Annotated in this window: 17 protein-coding genes; 10 read left to right on the top strand and 7 right to left on the bottom strand. The window is 72.6% G+C overall.

The window, feature by feature from the left end:
* Nucleotides 1-32: 32 nt before the first annotated feature.
* Nucleotides 33-1,541, top strand: coding sequence for a glycosyltransferase family 39 protein (locus I4Q55_RS40350; RefSeq protein WP_206795848.1), 1,509 nt, complete (start codon nt 33-35; stop codon nt 1,539-1,541).
* Here I4Q55_RS40350 and coaE read toward each other — a convergent pair.
* Nucleotides 1,538-2,722: a dephospho-CoA kinase gene (coaE, locus tag I4Q55_RS40345; RefSeq protein ID WP_206795847.1), complete on the bottom strand. Its 1,185-nt coding sequence runs from the start codon at nt 2,720-2,722 to the stop codon at nt 1,538-1,540. The two genes, I4Q55_RS40350 and coaE, sit on opposite strands and share 4 nt — an antisense overlap.
* A gap of 121 nt (nt 2,723-2,843) precedes the next feature.
* On the opposite strand from coaE, the gene I4Q55_RS40340 reads away from it, so the two are divergent.
* On the top strand, nt 2,844-3,092 hold the full coding sequence (locus I4Q55_RS40340; RefSeq protein WP_206795845.1) for a hypothetical protein: 249 nt from the start codon (nt 2,844-2,846) through the stop codon (nt 3,090-3,092).
* 1 nt (nt 3,093) lies between these two features.
* Here the strand turns inward: I4Q55_RS40340 and I4Q55_RS40335 are convergent, their stop codons facing one another.
* A complete protein-coding gene (locus I4Q55_RS40335) occupies nt 3,094-3,534 on the bottom strand; it encodes an OsmC family protein (protein ID WP_206795843.1) in 441 nt (146 codons plus the stop codon).
* A 164-nt stretch (nt 3,535-3,698) separates the two neighbouring features.
* On the opposite strand from I4Q55_RS40335, the gene I4Q55_RS40330 reads away from it, so the two are divergent.
* Nucleotides 3,699-4,313, top strand: coding sequence for a TetR/AcrR family transcriptional regulator (locus I4Q55_RS40330; RefSeq protein WP_206795944.1), 615 nt, complete (start codon nt 3,699-3,701; stop codon nt 4,311-4,313).
* A gap of 71 nt (nt 4,314-4,384) precedes the next feature.
* Here I4Q55_RS40330 and rpsA read toward each other — a convergent pair whose 3' ends face one another.
* The gene (gene rpsA / locus I4Q55_RS40325) at nt 4,385-5,884 is read right to left on the bottom strand and encodes a 30S ribosomal protein S1 (protein ID WP_003098851.1); all 1,500 of its coding nucleotides are present in this window, start codon (nt 5,882-5,884) and stop codon (nt 4,385-4,387) included.
* 318 nt (nt 5,885-6,202) lie between these two features.
* On the opposite strand from rpsA, the gene I4Q55_RS40320 reads away from it, so the two are divergent.
* The 6 genes from I4Q55_RS40320 (at nt 6,203) to I4Q55_RS40295 (ending at nt 12,231) form a co-directional block, all read left to right on the top strand.
* Nucleotides 6,203-7,054: a class I SAM-dependent methyltransferase gene (locus I4Q55_RS40320; RefSeq protein WP_206795942.1), complete on the top strand. Its 852-nt coding sequence runs from the start codon at nt 6,203-6,205 to the stop codon at nt 7,052-7,054.
* Nucleotides 7,051-7,968, top strand: a complete 918-nt coding sequence (locus tag I4Q55_RS40315; RefSeq protein WP_206795841.1) for a GNAT family N-acetyltransferase — start codon at nt 7,051-7,053, stop codon at nt 7,966-7,968. Before I4Q55_RS40320 ends, I4Q55_RS40315 begins: the two co-directional genes overlap by 4 nt.
* A 23-nt stretch (nt 7,969-7,991) precedes the next feature.
* On the top strand, nt 7,992-8,912 hold the full coding sequence (locus I4Q55_RS40310) for a GNAT family N-acetyltransferase (protein ID WP_206795839.1): 921 nt from the start codon (nt 7,992-7,994) through the stop codon (nt 8,910-8,912).
* A 123-nt stretch (nt 8,913-9,035) separates the two neighbouring features.
* On the top strand, nt 9,036-9,767 hold the full coding sequence (locus I4Q55_RS40305) for an ABC transporter ATP-binding protein (protein ID WP_206795837.1): 732 nt from the start codon (nt 9,036-9,038) through the stop codon (nt 9,765-9,767).
* On the top strand, nt 9,764-11,662 hold the full coding sequence (locus I4Q55_RS40300) for a YhgE/Pip domain-containing protein (RefSeq protein ID WP_206795835.1): 1,899 nt from the start codon (nt 9,764-9,766) through the stop codon (nt 11,660-11,662). Before I4Q55_RS40305 ends, I4Q55_RS40300 begins: the two co-directional genes overlap by 4 nt.
* The gene (locus tag I4Q55_RS40295) at nt 11,659-12,231 is read left to right on the top strand and encodes a TetR/AcrR family transcriptional regulator (protein WP_206795834.1); all 573 of its coding nucleotides are present in this window, start codon (nt 11,659-11,661) and stop codon (nt 12,229-12,231) included. Before I4Q55_RS40300 ends, I4Q55_RS40295 begins: the two co-directional genes overlap by 4 nt.
* Here the strand turns inward: I4Q55_RS40295 and I4Q55_RS40290 are convergent.
* Nucleotides 12,228-12,962 (bottom strand): helix-turn-helix domain-containing protein, encoded by a 735-nt coding sequence (locus I4Q55_RS40290; protein ID WP_242547642.1) that lies wholly within the window; start codon nt 12,960-12,962, stop codon nt 12,228-12,230. The two genes, I4Q55_RS40295 and I4Q55_RS40290, sit on opposite strands and share 4 nt — an antisense overlap.
* A gap of 85 nt (nt 12,963-13,047) precedes the next feature.
* On the opposite strand from I4Q55_RS40290, the gene I4Q55_RS40285 reads away from it, so the two are divergent.
* Nucleotides 13,048-13,965, top strand: a complete 918-nt coding sequence (locus tag I4Q55_RS40285; RefSeq protein WP_206795830.1) for an NADP-dependent oxidoreductase — start codon at nt 13,048-13,050, stop codon at nt 13,963-13,965.
* Nucleotides 13,966-14,130: 165 nt separating this feature from the next.
* Here the strand turns inward: I4Q55_RS40285 and I4Q55_RS40280 are convergent, their stop codons facing one another.
* The 3 genes from I4Q55_RS40280 to polA form a co-directional block, all read right to left on the bottom strand.
* Nucleotides 14,131-15,732: a serine protease gene (locus tag I4Q55_RS40280; protein ID WP_206795828.1), complete on the bottom strand. Its 1,602-nt coding sequence runs from the start codon at nt 15,730-15,732 to the stop codon at nt 14,131-14,133.
* A gap of 102 nt (nt 15,733-15,834) precedes the next feature.
* Nucleotides 15,835-16,362 carry an EF-hand domain-containing protein gene (locus tag I4Q55_RS40275; RefSeq protein WP_242547641.1) on the bottom strand — a complete coding sequence of 176 codons (528 nt, stop codon included), beginning with the start codon at nt 16,360-16,362 and terminating at the stop codon, nt 15,835-15,837.
* Nucleotides 16,363-16,459: 97 nt separating this feature from the next.
* Entirely contained in the window at nt 16,460-19,201 is a 2,742-nt protein-coding gene (gene polA / locus I4Q55_RS40270; protein ID WP_206795827.1) for a DNA polymerase I, read from the bottom strand.
* Nucleotides 19,202-19,211 lie beyond the last annotated feature (10 nt).

Raw genomic sequence — 19,211 nt, 5'->3', positions numbered from 1 at the left:
AAAGACCGGCGCCGACGAGGAACAGGAGCACGATGGACGCCGTGGCCACGGCCCCCGACCAGGCGAAAGCCGAACTCGCCCCGTTCGCCCGGCTCCCGGTCCTGCTGCTCGCGGCGGGCACGGCCACCGCGCTGCTGCTCACCGCCGGCCGCTACGGCTACTTCGGCGACGAGCTGTACTTCCTCGCCGCCGGCAAGCACCTCGCCTGGGGTTACGCCGACCAGCCGCCGCTCGTGCCCGCCCTCGCCTGGGCGATGGACACCCTCGCCCCCGGCTCGCTGGTCGTCTTCCGGCTGCCCGCGATCGCCGCGACGGCGGCCGGCGTGGTCGTCACCGCGCTGATCGCGCGGGAGCTCGGCGGGCGGCGCCGGGCGCAGGCCCGCGCCGCGGCGGCGTACGCGATCTGCGGGCAGTTCGTCGGCAGCGGCCACTACCTCGCGACGTCGACGATCGACCCGCTGCTGTGGACGCTGGTCCTGTGGCTCCTGGTCCGCTGGGTCCGCACCCGCTCCGACGCGCTGCTGGTCTGGCTCGGCGTCGTGACGGCGGTGGCGCTCAACGGCAAGCTGCTCATCGCCGCGTTCTGGGTGGTGGCCGGGCTCGCGGTGCTCGTGTTCGGGCCGCGTGACCTGCTGCGCCGCCCGAAGCTGTGGCTCGGCGCGCTGATCGCCGCCGGCTCGCTGGTGCCCACGCTGCTCTGGCAGCGCGCGAACGGCTGGCCGCAGCTCGGCATGGGCGATGCCGTCGGCGCCGAGGTCGACGCGGCGGGCGGCCGGGCGAGCTTCGTGCCGAACCTGCTGGCCGGCGCCGGCTGGGTGATCGGCGCGCTCGGTGTGCTCTACGGCCTCGCCGTGCTGCTGGGCGGCAAGCAGCTGCGGCCGTACCGGTTCCTCGGCTGGACGGCGCTGGGTGTCGTCGCCGTGTTCCTGGTCGCGAACGGGCGGTACTACTACGCGGCCGGGATGTTCGGCGTGCTCTGGGCGGCCGCCGCGGTGCACGTCGAAGCGCGGGAGCCCGCTCGCTGGTGGCGGTGGGTGCCGACCTGGCCGGTGTTCGTCGTGTCCGCCCTGTTCAGCCTGCCGTTCACGCTCCCGGTCTGGCCGGCGCACTGGCTGGTCGAGCACCCGGGCGCGCCGCGGCCCGCCTACGCGGCCGAAGAGATCGGCTGGCCGGACCTCGCCGCCGACGTCGCCGCGCTGTACCGGACGGCGCCGCCGGACACCGCGATCGTCACCGGCGGGTACTGGCAGGCGGGCGCGCTCGACCGGTACGGGCCCGAGCGCGGCCTGCCCGAGGCGTTCAGTCCCAGCCGCGGTTTCTGGTACTTCGGCCGCCCGGCCGACGACACGCGCAACGTGCTCTTCGTCGGCTACGACCCGGCGAAGATCGCGAAGCACTTCGGTACCGCGAGGATCGTCGGACAGGTCGGCAACCGGCTCGGGATCCGCAACGCCGGCGAGCACATGCCCGTCTGGCTGCTCACCGACCGGACCGGGAGCTGGGCCGAAATCTGGCCGCGGCTCAGGGACATGCGCGCCTAGGGCGTCCAGCCGGTGGCCGCCGCCCACTTCTCCGCGCGGGCGAACACGGCGTTGACCCACTCCTGCTTCTCGTCGGCGTAGGCCTCGACCGTGCCGTCGGCGGCGTGCGCCTCGGCCAGCCGCAGCTTGACGTCGCGGTAGTCGTCGCGCTCGTCCGGGTTCGCGCGCAGGAAGTCGCGGAAGAGCAGCGCGAGCCGCCACGCCGGCGTCTCCACCGACCGGACGTGCAGGTTCACCGGCCGCTTCGGGTCGGCGCCGACGTGCAGGCGCTTGGGCCACGTCCCGTCGCCGTCCACGGCGTCGTCCCACCAGTCCCCGTCGAGCCGCGGGAACCCGGCGTCGGCCAGCAGCTCCCGCAGCGTGTCCGCGTCGGCCGAGGTGGACACGGTCAGCTGCAGGTCGAGGACGTCCTTGGCGGGCAGGCCGGGCACGGCCGTCGACCCGATGTGGTCGGCGCGGCGGGCCAGCTCGCCCGCCGCGGCGCGGACCCGGGCCAGGACCCGCTCGGCCTGGGCGGGCCAGGTGAGGTCGTAGTCGGCGATCTTCGGCGACATCGGCGGCCGCGGCCGCCGCAGCCGGACGTTGGCTTCGAACGGCACCAGCCGGTCCGCCCACAGCGCGTCGACCTCGGCCAGCACGGTGTCTTCGGCACCGCCGTTGTCCAGCCAGATGTCCGCGACGGCGCGGCGCTGCTCGGTGCTCGCCTGCGCCCGGATCCGCGCCCGCGCGTCCTCCTCGGCCATCCCGCGCGCCGACACCAGCCGCCGCACCCGCACCTCGACCGGCGCGTCGACGACCACGACCAGGTGGTACGCGGTCGCGAGACCGTTCTCGACCAGCAGCGGGATGTCGTGGACGACGACCGCGTCCGGCTTCGCGGCCGCCATCAGCTCCCCGGTGCGGGCGCCGACGAGGGGGTGCACGATCGCGTTCAGCCGGCGTCGCGACTCGTCGTCGGCGAACGCCTTCGCGGCGAGCACGGGCCGGTCCAGCGAGCCGTCCGCGGCGAGGATTTCGGGACCGAACTCCGCGACCAGCCGGGCGAGCCCCTCGGTCCCGGGCTCGACCACCTCGCGGGCGATCCGGTCGGAGTCCACCAGCACCGCGCCGTGTTCGGCGAGCCTGTTCGCCACGGTCGACTTCCCGGCCCCGATCCCACCCGTCAACCCCACACGCAACATGCCGATCACCCTAGTCACGCGCGTGACTCAACCGATATCCGGACACGCCGTGTTGCTTACCCACGTCGACCCGCGCGAATGCGTACGGTGCGCGCGACAGCGTCGCCCACGCGGAGGAACGATGGCGGACAGCAAGCACGTCGGGAGGCACCGGCTCGGCACGCCGGGGCTGGTGCACTGCGTTGTCCATCGCCCGGTGGCCGAGGCCCTGGCGGACGACCGCCGGACCTGGCTGAACGCGCTGCTGGTGCCGGCCAGGCACAGCTTCGCCGGCCTCCGCCGCAAGGCCCGCGCCGCGGCACTCGAGCGCATCTGGGTGCCCTCGGTCGGCCCGGCCCGCCCGGCCGCGGTGACCGTGCGCGCCGCCTGATCTAGATTTCGCGCGTCTCGATGACGATCTCCGAGGACAGCGTGCGGTGCACCGGGCACTTGTCGGCGATGAACATGAGCTTGGCGCGCTGCTCGGCGTCGAGGTCGCCGTCGAGCTCGATCTCGCGGGTGATCCGGCTGAGCAGGCCGCGCTCGGTTTCGCACCGCGCGCAGTCTTCGGCGTGGATGCGGTCGTGGCGCAGCCGGACGGTCGCCCTGGTCAGCGGGATGCCCTTGCGGTCGGCGTACATCCGCAGCGTGATGGCCGTGCACGAGCCCAGTGACGCGAGGAGCAGCTCGTACGGGTTCGGGCCGGCGTCGGCGCCCCCGGCCGCGACCGGTTCGTCGACGAGCAGCGTGTGGGTCGCCGTGACGACCTGCTGCGTGTAGGTGCCGTCGCCGCTCGCGGTGACGACGACGGTGCCGGGCTCGGGGTGATCCATCCGCGTGCGGTCCTCTCGGGGGCGCGCCGCCGACGATCCGGACATCCGGAACATTCCCAAGACGCTGCGGATATCGTATCTTCTGCTGCGGGTGGGTCACCCGGACGCCGCCCTGCGCCCGGCTGGCGCGAAGGGGGTGCGCCGTGGCTACCAGGCACTTGCCGATGCGCCCGGCCGATCAAGGCGGGCGCGAGCGCTTCCTCGACGCGGCGTTGTCGGTGCTCGTGGACCGCGGGGTCCCCGGGCTGACCGTCCGCGGCGTGGCTGAGGCGGCCGGCGCGTCGACGCTCTCCGTCTACGCCCGCTTCGGCGGCCGCGCGGGCCTGCTCGACGCGCTGTACGAGCGCACGTTCGACTCGCTGCGGGAGCTGCTGGAGGGGCTGCCGCCGTCGAGCCAGGACGGCGTCGCGGACCTGCTGCACCTCGCGCTGGAGTACCGGCGCTTCGCCCGCGAGAGCCCGACCCGCTACGCGCTGATGTTCGAGCGCCCGGTGCCGGGGTTCGACCCGGACCCGGCGCTGCGGTCGGCGGTGCTGCGGACGACGTTCACCCTGTTCATCGCCCGGGTCCAGCGGGTGTGCCCACCGGGCGCGGACGCCCGCTCGGCGGCCTACCAGCTGTGGACGGCGATGCACGGGCTGGTCGGCGCGGAGCTGATGATGGCCTCGCGGCGGCCGCTGCCGGACTGGTTCATCCCGCCGACCGAGGAAGCCAACGAGGCGATGTACCGCGACGGCGTCCGCGCGATGATGGCCGGCTTGGACCTGCGCAACCGCTGACCACCGACACGACGGAGCCCCCGGTCCGCGAAGGACCGGGGGCTCCGTCGTTCAGCTCGGAGAGCTAGCGCTCACGCACCACCGGAGAGCTTCTCGCGGAGTGCCGCGAGCTGCTCGTCGGAGGCGAGGGTGCCGCCGCTGCTCTTGGAGTCGGCCGGGGCCGAGCCCGAGGTGTAGCTTTCCGCGCCACCCTCGATGCCGGTCGCCGCGTCCGCCGCCGCTTCGGCGTCGGCCTCGACGGCCTTCTGGACCTGCTTCATGTGGGCCTCGTAACGAGTGTGCGCCTCGGCGTACTGGCGCTCCCACTCCTCACGCTGCTTGTCGAAGCCTTCCTGCCACTCCTGGGTGTCCGGGTCGAAGCCTTCGGGGTAGATGTAGTTGCCCTCGGCGTCGTACTCGGCGGCCATGCCGTACTGGGTCGGGTCGAACTCGGTGTCCGGCGTGACACCCTCGTTCGCCTGCTTCAGCGACAGCGAGATGCGACGGCGCTCGAGGTCGATGTCGATGACCTTGACCATGACGTCGCCGTTGACCTGGACGACCTGCTCCGGGATCTCCACGTGGCGCTCGGCCAGCTCGGAGATGTGGACCAGGCCCTCGATGCCCTCTTCGACGCGCACGAACGCGCCGAACGGAACCAGCTTGGTGACCTTGCCCGGCACGATCTGGCCGATCGCGTGGGTGCGGGCGAACTGGCGCCACGGGTCTTCCTGGGTCGCCTTCAGCGACAGCGAGACGCGCTCGCGGTCCATGTCGACGTCCAGCACCTCGACCGTGACCTCCTGGCCGACCTCGACGACCTCGGACGGGTGGTCGATGTGCTTCCAGGACAGCTCGGAGACGTGCACCAGGCCGTCGACGCCACCCAGGTCCACGAAGGCACCGAAGTTGACGATGGACGACACGACGCCCTTGCGGACCTGGCCCTTGGCGAGCGCGTTGAGGAACTCGCTGCGCACCTCGGACTGGGTCTGCTCCAGGTAGGCGCGGCGGGACAGGACCACGTTGTTGCGGTTCTTGTCCAGCTCGATGATCTTCGCCTCGAGCTCGCGGCCGACGTACGGCTGCAGGTCGCGCACGCGGCGCATCTCGACCAGGGACGCGGGGAGGAAGCCGCGCAGGCCGATGTCCAGGATGAGGCCGCCCTTGACGACCTCGATGACGGTGCCCTTGACGGGCTCGTCCTTCTCCTTGAGCTCCTCGATCGTGCCCCAGGCGCGCTCGTACTGCGCGCGCTTCTTGGACAGGATCAGACGGCCTTCCTTGTCCTCCTTCTGGAGGACCAGGGCTTCGACCTCATCGCCGACGGTGACAACCTCAGCCGGGTCGACATCGTGCTTGATGGAGAGCTCACGCGAGGGGATGACACCCTCGGTCTTGTAGCCGATGTCGAGCAGGACCTCGTCGCGGTCGACCTTGACGATCGTGCCCTCGACGATGTCGCCATCGTTGAAGTACTTGATCGTCTTGTCGATCGCCGCGAGGAAGTCTTCCTCCGACCCGATGTCGTTGATGGCGACCTGCTGGGGCCCGGTGGGGGCGGTCGGGGCGGTGGCGGTGTCGGTGGTCATTAGGCGGGTTGCTCCGGTGGATGGGAATCGAGGGTTGGCAGTTGTCGACGCGATGGGCGGCATGCGACGACCCTGCAAGCAAACGTCCACCAGTGAACGACCGCGGCATGACCCCGCATACGGTGCGCGACCCGAGTCCCAACCAGAAGCTGAGCGGAAGGCAGCGCGAACCCACTGCGCTAACACTTATCCTACGCGGCAGCCGCTAGGCGGCACAATCAGGGTCCCCCTGGCTCGCTAAGGTCCTCGCGGAAGCAAACCGCACGGACGAGGACGCAGGTGGCGCAGGTGACGGCCACCGGGACCGGAGACACCATCATGCCACCGGAGCAGGCGCCCGCGCCGGGGCGCCACGACGCCGCCGAGCACCGGCTGGGCACCGCGGCGGTCGCCTACCGCGAGGTCGGCGGAGCCGAAGCCGCGGCGGCCAACCTCGCCTGGTGGGACGCGGACGCCGACGACTACCAGGCCGAGCACGGCGGGTTCCTCGGCGACGCCGACTTCGTCTGGTGCCCGGAGGGCGTCCGGGAGGCCGAGGCGCGGCTGCTCGGCGACGTCCGCGGCAAGCGCGTGCTCGAGGTCGGCTGCGGCCAGGCCGCCTGCGCGCGCTGGCTGGCCGCGGAGGGGGCCCACGCCGTCGCGACCGACCTCTCCGCCGGGATGCTGCGCCACGCCCGCGACGGCAACGCGCGCACCGGGCTCGACGTCCCGCTCGTGCAGGCCAACGCCGAGCACCTGCCGCTGGCCTCGGGCAGCTTCGACGCCGCGTGCTCGGCCTTCGGCGCGATCCCGTTCGTGGCCTCGGTGGACGCGGTCTTCACCGAGGTGCACCGGGTGCTGCGGCCGGGTGCGCCGTGGGTGTTCTCGGTGACGCACCCGATGCGGTGGATCTTCCCCGACGACCCGGGCCCGCAGGGGCTCACCGTCACCCAGCCGTACTTCGACCGCACGCCGTACGTCGAGGTCGACGACGAGGGCACCGCCACCTACGTCGAGTACCACCACACCCTCGGCGACTACGTGCGCGCGCTGGCCGCGGCCGGGTTCACCCTCACCGACCTGGTCGAGCCCGAGTGGCCGGCGGGGCACACGCGGGTGTGGGGCCAGTGGAGCCCGCTGCGCGGCAAGCTCTTCCCGGGGACGGCCATCTTCCGCACGCACCGCTCGTGAGCACGCTCGAAGAGCAGCAGAACGCGCGGTTCGCCGCGCTCGACCCGCTGCTCCCGCCGATCGCGGCCCCGCCGGCGCCGTCGAACGAGCCCCTCGTCGTGACGGTCGGCGGCCGCAAGGCCGGTGGCCTGCTGACGCAGGTCGCGCACGCGCCGGATTCGTGGCCGGCACTGTGGGGGCCGTCGGACATCCGCGACCTGACCGCGGTGCCGGGCGACAGCGGCGCGGCGGGCCTCGCCGCGCTGCTCGGCGCGTGGCGCGACCGGCTGCGCGGGACGCCGGCCGGCCCGGACTCGGCCTGCTCGCTGACCTGGCCGAGCCGCGACGCCGAGGCGTCGGCGGTGCTGCTGGCGCACGGGTTCGCGCCGATGACGGTCCTGGCCGTGCGCACGGCCGAGCCGCCCGCCGGCCCCGGGACGGCGCGGGTCACCGTCCGCCGCGCCGGGGACGGCGACGTCGACGCGCTGACCGAGCTGCGGCTGGCCGAGTGGTCCTACACCTGCCTGGTCGGCACCGCGGTGCCGCGACCGGGCGCCCGGGAGCTGCTGCGCGCCGAAGTCGTCCGCTCCCTGCGCTTCAGCGGGCTGGTCTGGCTCGCGGAGGAAGACGGCGGCGTGCCGGCCGGCCTGGCCTCCTGCGCGCTCGCCCACGCCACGCCGGGGAACTCCGTCCACGGCAGGCTGCTCCCGGGCCGCTGGGGGTACGTCGACACGCTGTCGGTCGCCCCCGCGGCCCGCGGTGGCGGGGTCGGCCGGGCGCTGATGGCGGTGGCGCACCGCGAGCTGCTGACGCACGACGTGCGCGGGACGTTCCTGTTCTACCACCCGGCGAACCCCCTTTCGCCGGTGTTCTGGCACCGGCAGGGTTATCGTCCACTGTGGACCATGTGGCTCCGGCGCCCCGCCTGGTCCTGACCACACCCACCGAGGGGGAAACCATGGACATCGCCGAGCCGCTGCTCGCGGCGCACCGCGCGCGTTTCGCCGCCGTCGACCCGCTGCTGCCGCCCGCCCCGCCGCCCGCCGACGGCGAACGGCTGGACGCGGCGACCGCGGACGGCACCCAGGTCACCGGCGTGCTGCAGCGGCAGCGGCTGGCGCCCGGCGACGTCCCGATGCTGTGGTCGGCCGCCGACACCTGGCAGCTCTTCCCGTACTTCGGCGACACCGGCACCGAAGGCGCGGACCTCCTGCTGCGTGCCCTGAAGGGCCGGCTCGAGGCCGAGGACACCGGCGAGGACTCGGCGTGCGTGGTCGTCTGGCCCAGCCGGGACGCCGAAGCGACCCGCGCCTTCCTCGACCACGGCCTCGTCCCGCTCTCCGCACTCGGCGTGCGGACCGCGCGCCCGCCGGAGGCCCTGCCGGAGATTTCGGTCCGGCGCGCGGGGCCGGACGACTACGACACCGCGCTGAAGCTGGCCGAGGCGACGTTCGACTACACCGGGCTCGTCGCCGCTCCCCGGCGCGCCAACACCGCCGAACTGCTGGGTCCCGCCCTGCGGCGCTCCCTCGCCGAGGCCGAGCCGCTCGTCTGGCTGGCCGAAGAGGACGGGGAGACCCGCGCGCTCGCGCACTGCGCCTGGGTGGACGCGACGCCGGACAGCGAGGCGGCGGAGCTGCTGCCGCCCGGACGCTGGGGGTACGTGAACAACGTCGTCACCCTGCCGGGCGAACGCGGCGGCGGCTTCGGCCGGGCGCTGATGGCCCACGTGCACCGCGAGCTGCACCGGGGCGGCGCGAACCGCACGTACCTGTACTACAACCCGACCAACCCGCTGTCCTCGGTGTTCTGGCACCGGCAGGGCTATCGTCCACTGTGGACGACATGGGAGGTGCGCCCGGCCGCGGCGCTGCGCTGACCCCGGGATCCGGTGATCCACTCACCAGTGTGACGTGCGTCCGGTGATCTTGCCGCCATCCGCCGTTCGGACTACTTTTTGAACTGACCGGTCAGTTCAAAAGTTCGCGAAGCGGGAGAAATCGTGCAGGTCCGAGCCGATCGGGTGTCCCTCGAAGGGCACCACGGCACCTTGTTACCGCCCACGTCGCTGACCCTCGGCGAGGGCGACCTGGCGATCGTCCACGGCGAACCCGGTGTCGGCGTCACGGCCTTCGGTCTCGCGCTGGCCGGACGGCTCAAGCCGACCACCGGCACGGTGCACGCCGAGGGCGTCGACGCCCCGCTGACCGAGCTCGTCGCCGTCGTCGACGCCCCCGGCGTCAGCGAACCGGACGACGCGCTGCCCCTGCGCGTGGTCGCCGGCGAGGAGCTGGCGCTGGCCCACCGCCCGGCGGGCAAGGAGGACGTCGCCCGTTGGCTCGCCGCGCACGACGCCGCGCCGTTCGCCGGCACGCGGTTCGAGAACCTCGCCCCGGCGCTGCGCACGCGGCTGCTCACCGAGCTGGCCGCCGAGCGCAAGGGCGTGCGCGTGCTCGTGCTCGACACCCCCGACCGGCACACCAGTGAGGTCGACAGCTGGGCCGCGCTGGCGCGTGAGCTGGCCGGGCGCGGCCTGGCCGTGATCGTGCTGGCCGCGACGACGCCGCTGTCCGCCCTGCCCGTCACGCCGGCCCGGATCGGCGCGACCGAGCAGCCGGAGCCGCAGCACTTCGCTCTCCCCCCGACCCCCGAACCCAGCCCCGAGCCCAGCCCCGAGCCCAGCCCCGAACCCACCGAAGAGCTCACCGAGAGCACTGACGGAGCCCCCGAATGAACGCCTTCCGGATCGCGCGCAACGAGCTGCGCCGCCTCTCCACCGGCACGCTGCCGAAGCTCGCGCTGGTCGCGCTCGTGCTGGTGCCGCTGCTCTACGCGTCCTTCTACCTCTACGCGAACTACGACCCGTACGGCCGCCTCAACAAGCTGCCCGCCGCGGTCTTCACCAGTGACACCGGCGCGAAGGACTCCAGCGGGCAGCAGCGCAACGTCGGCCGCGAGGTGACCGACGAGCTGGTCAAGTCCCGCACCTTCCAGTGGCACGAGGTGTCCGAACAGGAGGCCCGTGACGGCGTCCGCAACGCCAAGTACTCGTTCGCGATCGGCATCCCGAGCGGCTTCTCCGCGGCGCTGCTTTCGGTCGGCAACTTCCAGCCGCAGCAGGCGACGATCACGCTGACCACCAACGACGCCAACAACTACCTGTCCGGCACGATCGCGAAGCAGGTCGCCGAGCAGGTCCGCAAGACGATCGCGGAGAAGGTCGGCAGCGAGGCCGCGAACCGGTTCCTGGTCGGGTTCTCCACCATCTACGCCAAGATCCAGGAAGCCTCGACCGGCGCGTCCCAGCTCGCGGACGGCACCACGAAGCTCCAGTCGGGCCAGCAGCAGCTGGCCGACGGCGCGGCGAAGCTCGCGGACGGCTCGTCGACGCTGGCGACCGGCCTCGGCACGCTCAAGAGCGCCACCGCGTCCCTGCCGTCTCAGACGCAGCAGCTCGCCAACGGCGCTTCGCAGGTGGCCGCCGGAAACCAGAAGGTCGCCGACGCGGCTTCGATCGCCGCGACGGCGTCGTCGGACATCCAGGGCAAGCTCGACTCCTACCGCAGCCAGCTGCAGACCGACCTGCGCGCCGCGGGCGTGCCGGAGACCCAGGTGCAGGCGATCCTGGCCAAGGCCGACCAGCTGCGTTCCCCCGTCGACCAGGCGAACGGCAAGATCCAGCAGGCCAACGGCGACCTCGCGAAGCTGGCCGACGGCGCCCGCCAGGTGTCCGACGGCGCGGCCAAGCTCGCCGCGGCCTCCCCGCAGCTGGCGAGCGGCATCGCCCAGGCGTCCGACGGCGCGAACCAGCTACGTGACGGCGCTTCGCAGCTCAGTGACGGCGAGAAGACGGCTGTGAACGGCACGAACCAGCTCGCGGACGGCTCGGTGAAGCTGCGCGACGGGCTCGCGACCGGGCTGAAGCAGATCCCGAACCCCGACGACCCGACCCGCTCGGCGACGGCCAACACGATCGCGGACCCGGTGGCGGTGAACGCCAACGGCGAGGCGTCGGCGGGAACGTACGGGGCCGGCCTCGCGCCGTTCTTCATCTCGCTGGCCACCTGGATCGGCGCGTTCGTGCTGTTCCTGATCCTGCGCCCGCTCTCGACGCGCGCGCTGACCGCGGGCGCGGCGCCGTTCCGGGTCGCGGTCGGCGGCTGGCTGTCCTCGGCGCTGCTCGGCACCGCGCAGGTGGTCGTCCTGTTCGGCGCGGTGACGTGGCTGGTCGGCATCCACGTCGCGCACCCGCTGGCGGCGATCGGGTTCGCCGTGCTGGTATCGCTGACGTTCACCTCGGTGGTGCACGCGCTCAACGCGTTCTTCGGAGCGGTCGGCAAGTTCCTCGGCCTGGTGCTGCTGGTGCTGCAGCTGGTGAGCGCGGGCGGCACGTTCCCGTGGCAGACGATCCCGGACGCGCTGTACCCGCTGCACGTGGTCCTGCCGATGGGGTACGCGATCGACGGCTTCCGCCACCTGTTCTACAGCGGCGCCTCGACGGGACGGCTGCTCGGCGACATCGGCGTGCTGCTGGCGTATCTCGTGGGCGGGATCCTGGTGTCCACTTTGGCCGCCCGTAAGCGTCGCGTTTGGACGGTGTCCGCGCTCAAGCCCGAGCTGAGCCTGTGAGCGGCGCGACGAAGCAGAAGCTCTTCGAGGCCACGCTGGAGCTCTCGAAGAGCCGGGGCCTGGTGGGCCTGACGGTCGACGACATCGCGGCGGCGGCGGGCGTCGCGAAGGGCACGGTGTACTACAACTTCGGGTCCAAGGACGGCCTGGTCGACGCGCTGCTGCGCTACGGCGTGGACATGCTGGCCGGTCGGCTGCGCGACGCGGTGTCTTCGGATGACCCGCTCGACGTGATCGAGGCGCAGGTCGACACGACGCTGGAGTTCATCGCGCAGTACCCGGGGTTCTCGCAGATCCTGGTGAGCGAGCTGTGGCGGACACCGGGCCAGTGGCACGGGACGCTGTCGTTGCTGCGCGAGGAGATCATCTCGATCGTGAAGCAGCAGCTGACCCGCCTGGAGTCGGCGGGCCGGCTGCCGGCGGGCGTGGAGATCCCCACCGCGGCGGCGGGCCTGTTCGGCACGATGCTGGTGGTGGCGCTGGACTGGCAGGTGTTCGGGCCGCAGCGGACCCGGGCGGAGGTGCGGGACGCGGTGATGGTGCTGATCCGCGGCCTGGGGCACCGCTAGGCCGTGCGGGTCGCCGCTTCCTTCCGGTAGCGGCCGGGGGTCCGGCCGACGAGCGCGGTGAAGGCTTCGATGAAGCTGCCCGGATTCGCCCAGCCCAGCCGCGTCGCGGTGGCGGTGACCGAGACGCCGTCGCCGAGTTCGAGCACGGCCCGCTGGACGCGCAGCAGCGTGCGCCACTGGGGGAAGCTCATCGACAGCTCGCTGCCGAAGAGCCGGCTGAGCGTGCGTTCGCTCGAGCCGGTCCGGCGGCCCAGCTCGGCCAGGGTCGCGGGGGTCGCCGGATCGGCGTGCAGCAGGTCGGTGACGGCTTTGAGGCGGTCGCTGCGCGGCTCCGGGAGGCGCAGCGGCTCCCGCGGGGCGCGGACGAGCTCGACGCGGACGACGTCGAGGAGCAGCCGGGCGCGGGGACTGCCGGCCGGTTCGGTGTGCACGGCCAGGTACGCCTCGCGCAGCAGCGGCCCGGCCGCGAACACCGAGGGCTCCGCCGGCAGCTGCCCGGCCAGCGCCTGGGGGACTTCGAGCAGCCGGAGGTCGGTCTCGCCGTGCGCGCGGCTGCTGTGCACGTGGAACGGCGGCACCCACGTGATGCGGTTCGCCGGGGCCACCCAGGTGCCGGCCGTGGTCGTGGTGACCAGCGCCCCGGCGGCGGCGTACCGCAGCTGGCCGAAGTCGTGGGAGTGCGCGGGGACGGCCGCGCCGTGGGCCAACGGCCCGCAGGCCGGTTCGGTCATGGTCATCAGCCTAGTTGGCGGGTTTCCGAAATTTCCTGTCGGGACACCGGTGGTACGCCTTCGCGGCGGCGGCCATCGTGGAGGCATGCGAGTCATCACCCAGCACACGTACGGCGGCCCCGAAGTCCTCACCATCGTGGACGCACCCGAACCCCGGCCCCGGCCGACCGAAGTCCTCGTCCGGGTCGCGGCGATCGGCCTCAACCCCCTGGAGCCGCGCCTGCGCGCCGGCGAGTTCCCGTTGCTCGGCCGGCCGCCGTTCGTGCTCGGCTGGGATGTCAGCGGCGTGGTCGTGGAGTCGCAAACGTGGCGCTTCCGCCCGGGCGACGAGGTGTTCGGGATGCCGCTGTTCCCGCGGGCGGCGGGCGGGTACGCCGAGTTCGTGGCCGCACCGGCGTTGCACCTGACGCGCAAGCCGGCCGCGCTGTCGCACATCGAGGCGGCGGCGTTGCCGATCGCCGGGTTGACGGCGTGGCAGGGCTTGGTCGACCTGGCGGGGATATCGGCGGGCGACCGGGTACTGGTGCACGGCGGTGGCGGCGGGGTCGGCCACGTGGCGATCCAGCTGGCGAAGTCGCTCGGGGCGCACGTGATCGCCACGGCGAGCGCGAGCAAGCGGGAGTTCGTGCTCGGCCTGGGCGCGGACGAGTTCGTCGACTACGCGGCGGGCGGTTTCACCGGCGAGGTCGACGTCGTGCTGGACACGCTCGGGGGCGAGGTCGCCGCACGGTCGCTCGACGTGCTCCGCCCGGGAGGCCACCTCGTGACGGCGGTGGCGGACGAGGACGTCGAGCTCGCCGCCCGGTTCGCGGCGGCCGGACGGCGGTTCAGCGGGATCGGGGTCGATCCGGATCCGGTGGCGTTGCGGGGGCTTGCCGGGCTTGCCGAGGAGGGCAAGCTGCGGGTTCATGTGCAGGAGACGTTTCCGTTCGAGCGGATCGCCGACGCGCACCGGCTGATCGAGCGGGGTCACCTGCGGGGGAAGGTCGTCCTCACGGTGTAGGCGCCTGGGCCAAGGTGGCCGACGCCGCCCGGCCCGGCACCCGTCCGGCCCGGCACCCGCCCGGCCCGGCACCCGCCCGCGGGGGCGCCCCCCGTTTCCTACGCTACCGGCAGGCACCGACAATTCCGGCGCCCGCAAGCTCGCCACCCGCAGGCCCGGTGCCGCTCAGCCGCGGTCCTCGATGCGAGCCCGGACCGCCGCCGCATACGTGTCCACCGCCGTGGCCGCCGCTGTCAGCTCGCAGGGGCCGTCGATCAGCAACCTCTTTGCCGGGATGTACGCCTGCTCGATCTCCGGGTCTCCCACCAGGCCGTACTCGCGAGCCAGCTCGTGGTCGCCCGCCAAGCGGGCCCGCAGCTCCTCGCGGCGGGCCACCAGACCGTCGAGGACCGCGCGCTGGCGGCGGCCGTCTTCCACCGCCGGGGCCACCGCGTGCTCGTGGCTGTCTATGTGGCGCTCGACCCACTCCGCGTCGCCGTCCACCTCCGCCGACCGGAGCTGCTTCAGTGCCCCGCGAAGCCGCTGTGCCCGGGCCGGCAGCATCGCGACACCCGTGAAACGCGTCGCCACGCGCAACTGGTACGCCTCGATCTCCGCCAGCTCCGCCACCGCCTGGGTGAGAACCTCCAGGCGCCCGGCGAGGTCGTCCGGGGCCGGGCGGGCCTGGCCCGTGCTCGCCCGGACCGCCGCCACCCCCGGCGACGATTCCTCCCGGAAGCCCAGCAGCAGCCGGAGACCCAGCTCGGCCGCGCGGCCGGCCAACGGTGCCAGCACCTCGCCGACCAGCCGGTCCGGCTCCGCCGAGTCGTCGATCGCGTCGACGACCAGGGTGCGGCCCGCGACACCAGTCGTCAGCCGGTCGGCGATGCGGTGGCGGACCGCGTCCGCCGTGCGGCCCGTCGCGTCGACCGCCAGGTCGACGCTGCCCGCCGGGGGCATCGGGCCGAACGCCGGCGGCAGGCCGGGGACGCCGAGGGAACGTTCCCGGTCGGCGAGCACGATCCCGAACCGCAACGCCGCCGCCACCGGGGAGCCGGCCTCGCCGGTGTCCACCACCCAGACCGTGCCCGGCTCGGCCTTGGCGAACCAGTCGGCGACGCGCTGCACGAACGACACGTCGACGGCCTCGCCGACCGGACGCGAGAAGCTCGCGTCGACGGCCGGGCTGCCGGACGTCCAGATGCTCAGCTGGGGCAGGTGCCCGAGCATCGTCTCCACCGGCACCATCCAGGTGCCGGTGTCCTTGCCGACGACCATGCCGACGACGTGGCCGGTCGCCTCGTCGAGCACCGCCGTGCCGCCGAAGCCGGGGCCGAGCGGCTCCGCTTCGGCCGTGCGGAAGAGGCGGACCCACTCGCCGCCGGTCTGTTCCGGGCCGCCGAGCCGGGCGTGCGTCCAGCGGCCGACCGAGCCCGGCGGGAACCCGAACGCGCGGACGAGCTGGTGCTCGCCCAGCGGCATGCGGTGCAGCGGCGCGCGGAACACGCGGGACTCCGGGCGTTCCAGGCGCAGCAGCGCGAGATCGCCGTTGCCGCCGCCGTCGGACGGCACCCAGCACCCTTCGACGACGGTCGCGGCGCCGGGCAGCGCCTCGGCCAAGCCGACGAAGTCGACGCTCAACGCGGCTCGGGGGCCACCGGCGGTCTCGACGACGTGCGCGCTCGTGAGCACGTGGTACTCGTCCAGTACCGTGCCCGCCCCGCACACCCGGCCGAGTTCGTCGTGCAACCGGACCCGCCAGCGTCGTCGCTCACGCTCGAACCCCATTCGGCGGACCCTACGCCGTGATCGCCGCGCGTCGGCACCGACTCCCTTACCGATCAGTAATCGCTCACCCGAACGGAGTCCTCCGTTCGGCACAACGCGCGTTCAGAAGCGGCCGAACACACTGCTGCCCGGCGCGGCCGGGTCGTCGCCGGCCCAGAACTCGAACCAGTGCCGGGTGAATTCCGCGCGCGACAGGCGGCCGTCGCCGTCGGAGTCGAGGAGGGCGAAGACGTCGCCGGACGGTGCGCCGACGCCGTTCCAGGCCGCGATCATGCGGTCGTACTCGGCGGCGGAGATGGCGCCGTCACCGTTTTCGTCGACGGCTTCGAACATCGCCTCCGCGGTGCCGGTGACGGCGCCCGGCATTTCCGGGAGCACGTCGACGACCTGGAGCACCTGGTCGAGGCTGACCTTGCCGCCGCGGCCGGCGGCGTCGTCGAGGGTGCCCCACCAGCCCATCATGATCGCGGCGAGCCGCTGCCCCGCCGGCGTGCCGGCGTCGGTGCCGCGGAGGTCGAGCCACCGCGCGGTGAGCGCGCGGAAGTCGGTCTCCGTCAGGAACCCGTCGCCGTCGGCGTCCATGGCGCCGAAGACGCCGGAGATCTTGCGCCGCTGGAAGTCACTGGCCATGCCGCCCAGCATCGCCGCGGAGCGTGACACCCGACGACGACCGCCCGAGCACTTCCGCGTCACGACCCGGTGATCCGGGCCGTGACGCAGAGCGATCTCAGTGCGCGGCTTCGTTCCACGACCGGCCGTAGCCGACCGAAACCTCGAGCGGCACCGCCAGGGCGTACGCCGAGCCCATGCCTTCGCGCACCAGCTTCTCCAGCTGCTCCTTCTCCCCCTCCGCGACTTCCAGCACCAGTTCGTCGTGGACCTGCAGCAGGATCCGGCTCTTCAGCTTCGCCTCGACCAGCGCGCGGTGGACGTTGAGCATCGCGACCTTGATGATGTCGGCCGCGCTGCCCTGGATCGGGGCGTTGAGCGCCATCCGCTCGGCCATCTCGCGGCGCTGGCGGTTGTCGCTGTTGAGGTCGGGCAGGTAGCGGCGGCGCCCGAAGATCGTCTCCGTGTACCCGCACTTCGCCGCTTCGCCGACCACCGAGTGGAGGTAGTCGCTGATGCCGCCGAAGCGGGCGAAGTACGCCTCCATCTGCTCCTTGGCTTCTTCGGTGGAAATCCGCAGCTGCTGCGAAAGCCCGTACGCCGACAACCCGTACGCGAGGCCGTACGACATCGCCTTGACGCGGTAGCGCAGCTCCGGCGTGATCTCCTCCGGCGGCATCGAGAACGCCCGCGACGCGACGAACGTGTGCAGGTCCTCGCCGCTGTTGAACGCCTCGATGAGGCCTTCGTCCTGCGACAGGTGCGCCATGATCCGCATTTCGATCTGGCTGTAGTCCGCGGTCATCAGCTCGGTGTAGCCCTCGCCGACGACGAAGGCGTCGCGGATGCGGCGGCCTTCCTCGGTGCGGACCGGGATGTTCTGCAGGTTCGGCTCGGTCGAGGACAGCCGTCCGGTGGCCGCGATCGTCTGCAGCAGCGTGGTGTGGATGCGGCCGTCGTCGGCGACGGACTTGATCAGCCCCTCGACCGTCGTGCGCAGCTTGGTCGCGTCGCGGTGCTCCAGCATGTGCTGCAGGAACGGGTGCTCGGTCTTCTCGAACAGGCCCTGCAGCGCCTCGGCGTCGGTGGTGTAGCCGGTCTTGGTGCGCTTGGTCTTCGGCATGCCGAGCTCGTCGAACAGCACGACCTGCAGCTGCTTCGGCGAGCCGAGGTTGATCTGCTTGCCGATCACCGCGTACGCCTCGTCGGCGGCCTGCGTGACGCGCGAAAGGTAGTGCGCCTCCAGCGAAGTCAGCTGCTCGAGGTCGACGGCGACGCCGGCGATCTCCAGCTCGGTGATGACTTCCAGCAGCGGCAGCTCCAGCTCGGCGAGCAGCTTCGCGCCGCCGATCTGCTCCAGCTCCCTCTCCAGCGCACCGGCCAGCTCGAAGATCGCGCGGGCCTTGACCAGGTCGTCCTGGATTTCCTTCTGCTCCAGGCCTTCCGCGCCGCCGTCGAGCAGCGACAACTGTCCGTCGCCACCGTCGGTCTCCGAGCGCAGCTCGCGGTGCAGGTAGCGCAGCGCGAGGTCGTCGAGCTCGAACGTGCGCTGCCCGGGCCGCACCAGGTACGCGGCCAGCGCGGTGTCCATGGCCAGCCCGGCGAGGACCCAGCCGCGGGCGCGGATCGCGTGCAGCGGGACCTTGAGGTCGTGGCCGGTCTTGCGGATGCCCGGGTCGGCGAGCCAGGCGGCGAGCGCCGCGTCGTCGGCCTGGTCCATCGCCGTGACGTCGACGTACGCGCCTTCGCCGTCCGCTGTCGCGAAGGCGACCGCGCGCAGGTCGGACCGGACGGACGTGCCCACGGTGCGGAGGGCCAGCGCCACCGGCTCGCCCGCGCCCGCGTGCGCCGTCAGCCACGCGCCCAGCGCACCGGGCGCGAGCGCGGCACCGGAGACCTCGAAGCCTTCGTCGGCCTCCGGCTCGGCGCTCTGCAGTGTCGCGAAGAGCCTGTCGCGCAGGATGCGGAACTCCAGCTCGTCGAACAGCGCGTGGATCGCTTCGCGATCCCACGGGCGCAGCTCGAGCCCGGACGGCGCGACCTCCAGCTCGACGTCGCGGATCAGCTCGGTGAGCTGGCGGTTGAGCTGGACCGAGGACAGGTGCGCCCGCAGCGCGTCGCCGACCTTGCCCTTGACCTCGTCGACGCGGTCGATCAGGTCGCCGAGCGAGCCGAACTGCCGGATCCACTTGGCCGCGGTCTTCTCGCCGACACCCGGGATGCTCGGCAGGTTGTCCGACGGGTCGCCGCGCAGCGCGGCGAAGTCCGGGTACTGCCGCGGGGTGAGCCCGTACTTCTCCTCGACGGCGTCCGGCGTGAACCGGGTCATCTCCGAGACGCCGCGCTTCGGATAGAGCACGGTGACCTGCTCGGTGACCAGCTGCAGCGCGTCGCGGTCGCCGGTACAGATGAGGACGTCGAAGCCGTCGGCCGTCGCCTGCGTGGTGAGCGTGGCGATGATGTCGTCGGCCTCGAAGTTCTCCTTCACCAGCGACGGGATGCCGAGCACCCGCAGCACGTCCTTGACCAGGTCGACTTGACCGCGGAACTCGTCCGGCGTGGTGCTGCGGTTCGCCTTGTAGTCGGCGTAGGTCTCCGAGCGGAACGTCTTGCGCGAGAGGTCGAATGCCACCGCGAGGTGGGTCGGCGCTTCGTCGCGCAGGAGGTTGATGAGCATCGAGGTGAAGCCGAAGACCGCGTTCGTGACCTGCCCGGTCTTCGTCTTGAAGTTCTCCGCCGGGAGGGCGAAGAACGCGCGGTAGGCCATGGAATGGCCGTCGATCAGCAGCAGCTTCGGCCGCTCGGCGACACTCGTGGTTCCTGTGGCGTTGGCAACGGTCGTCTTCTCACTCGGGCTCACGAGGCCGAGT

Origin of the sequence: Amycolatopsis sp. MtRt-6 (assembly GCF_017308975.1) — a bacterium.
Classification (GTDB): Bacteria; Actinomycetota; Actinomycetes; order Mycobacteriales; family Pseudonocardiaceae; genus Amycolatopsis.
The sequence above is the reverse complement of the archived record's forward strand: the minus strand, read 5'-3'. Positions and strand labels throughout refer to the sequence as shown.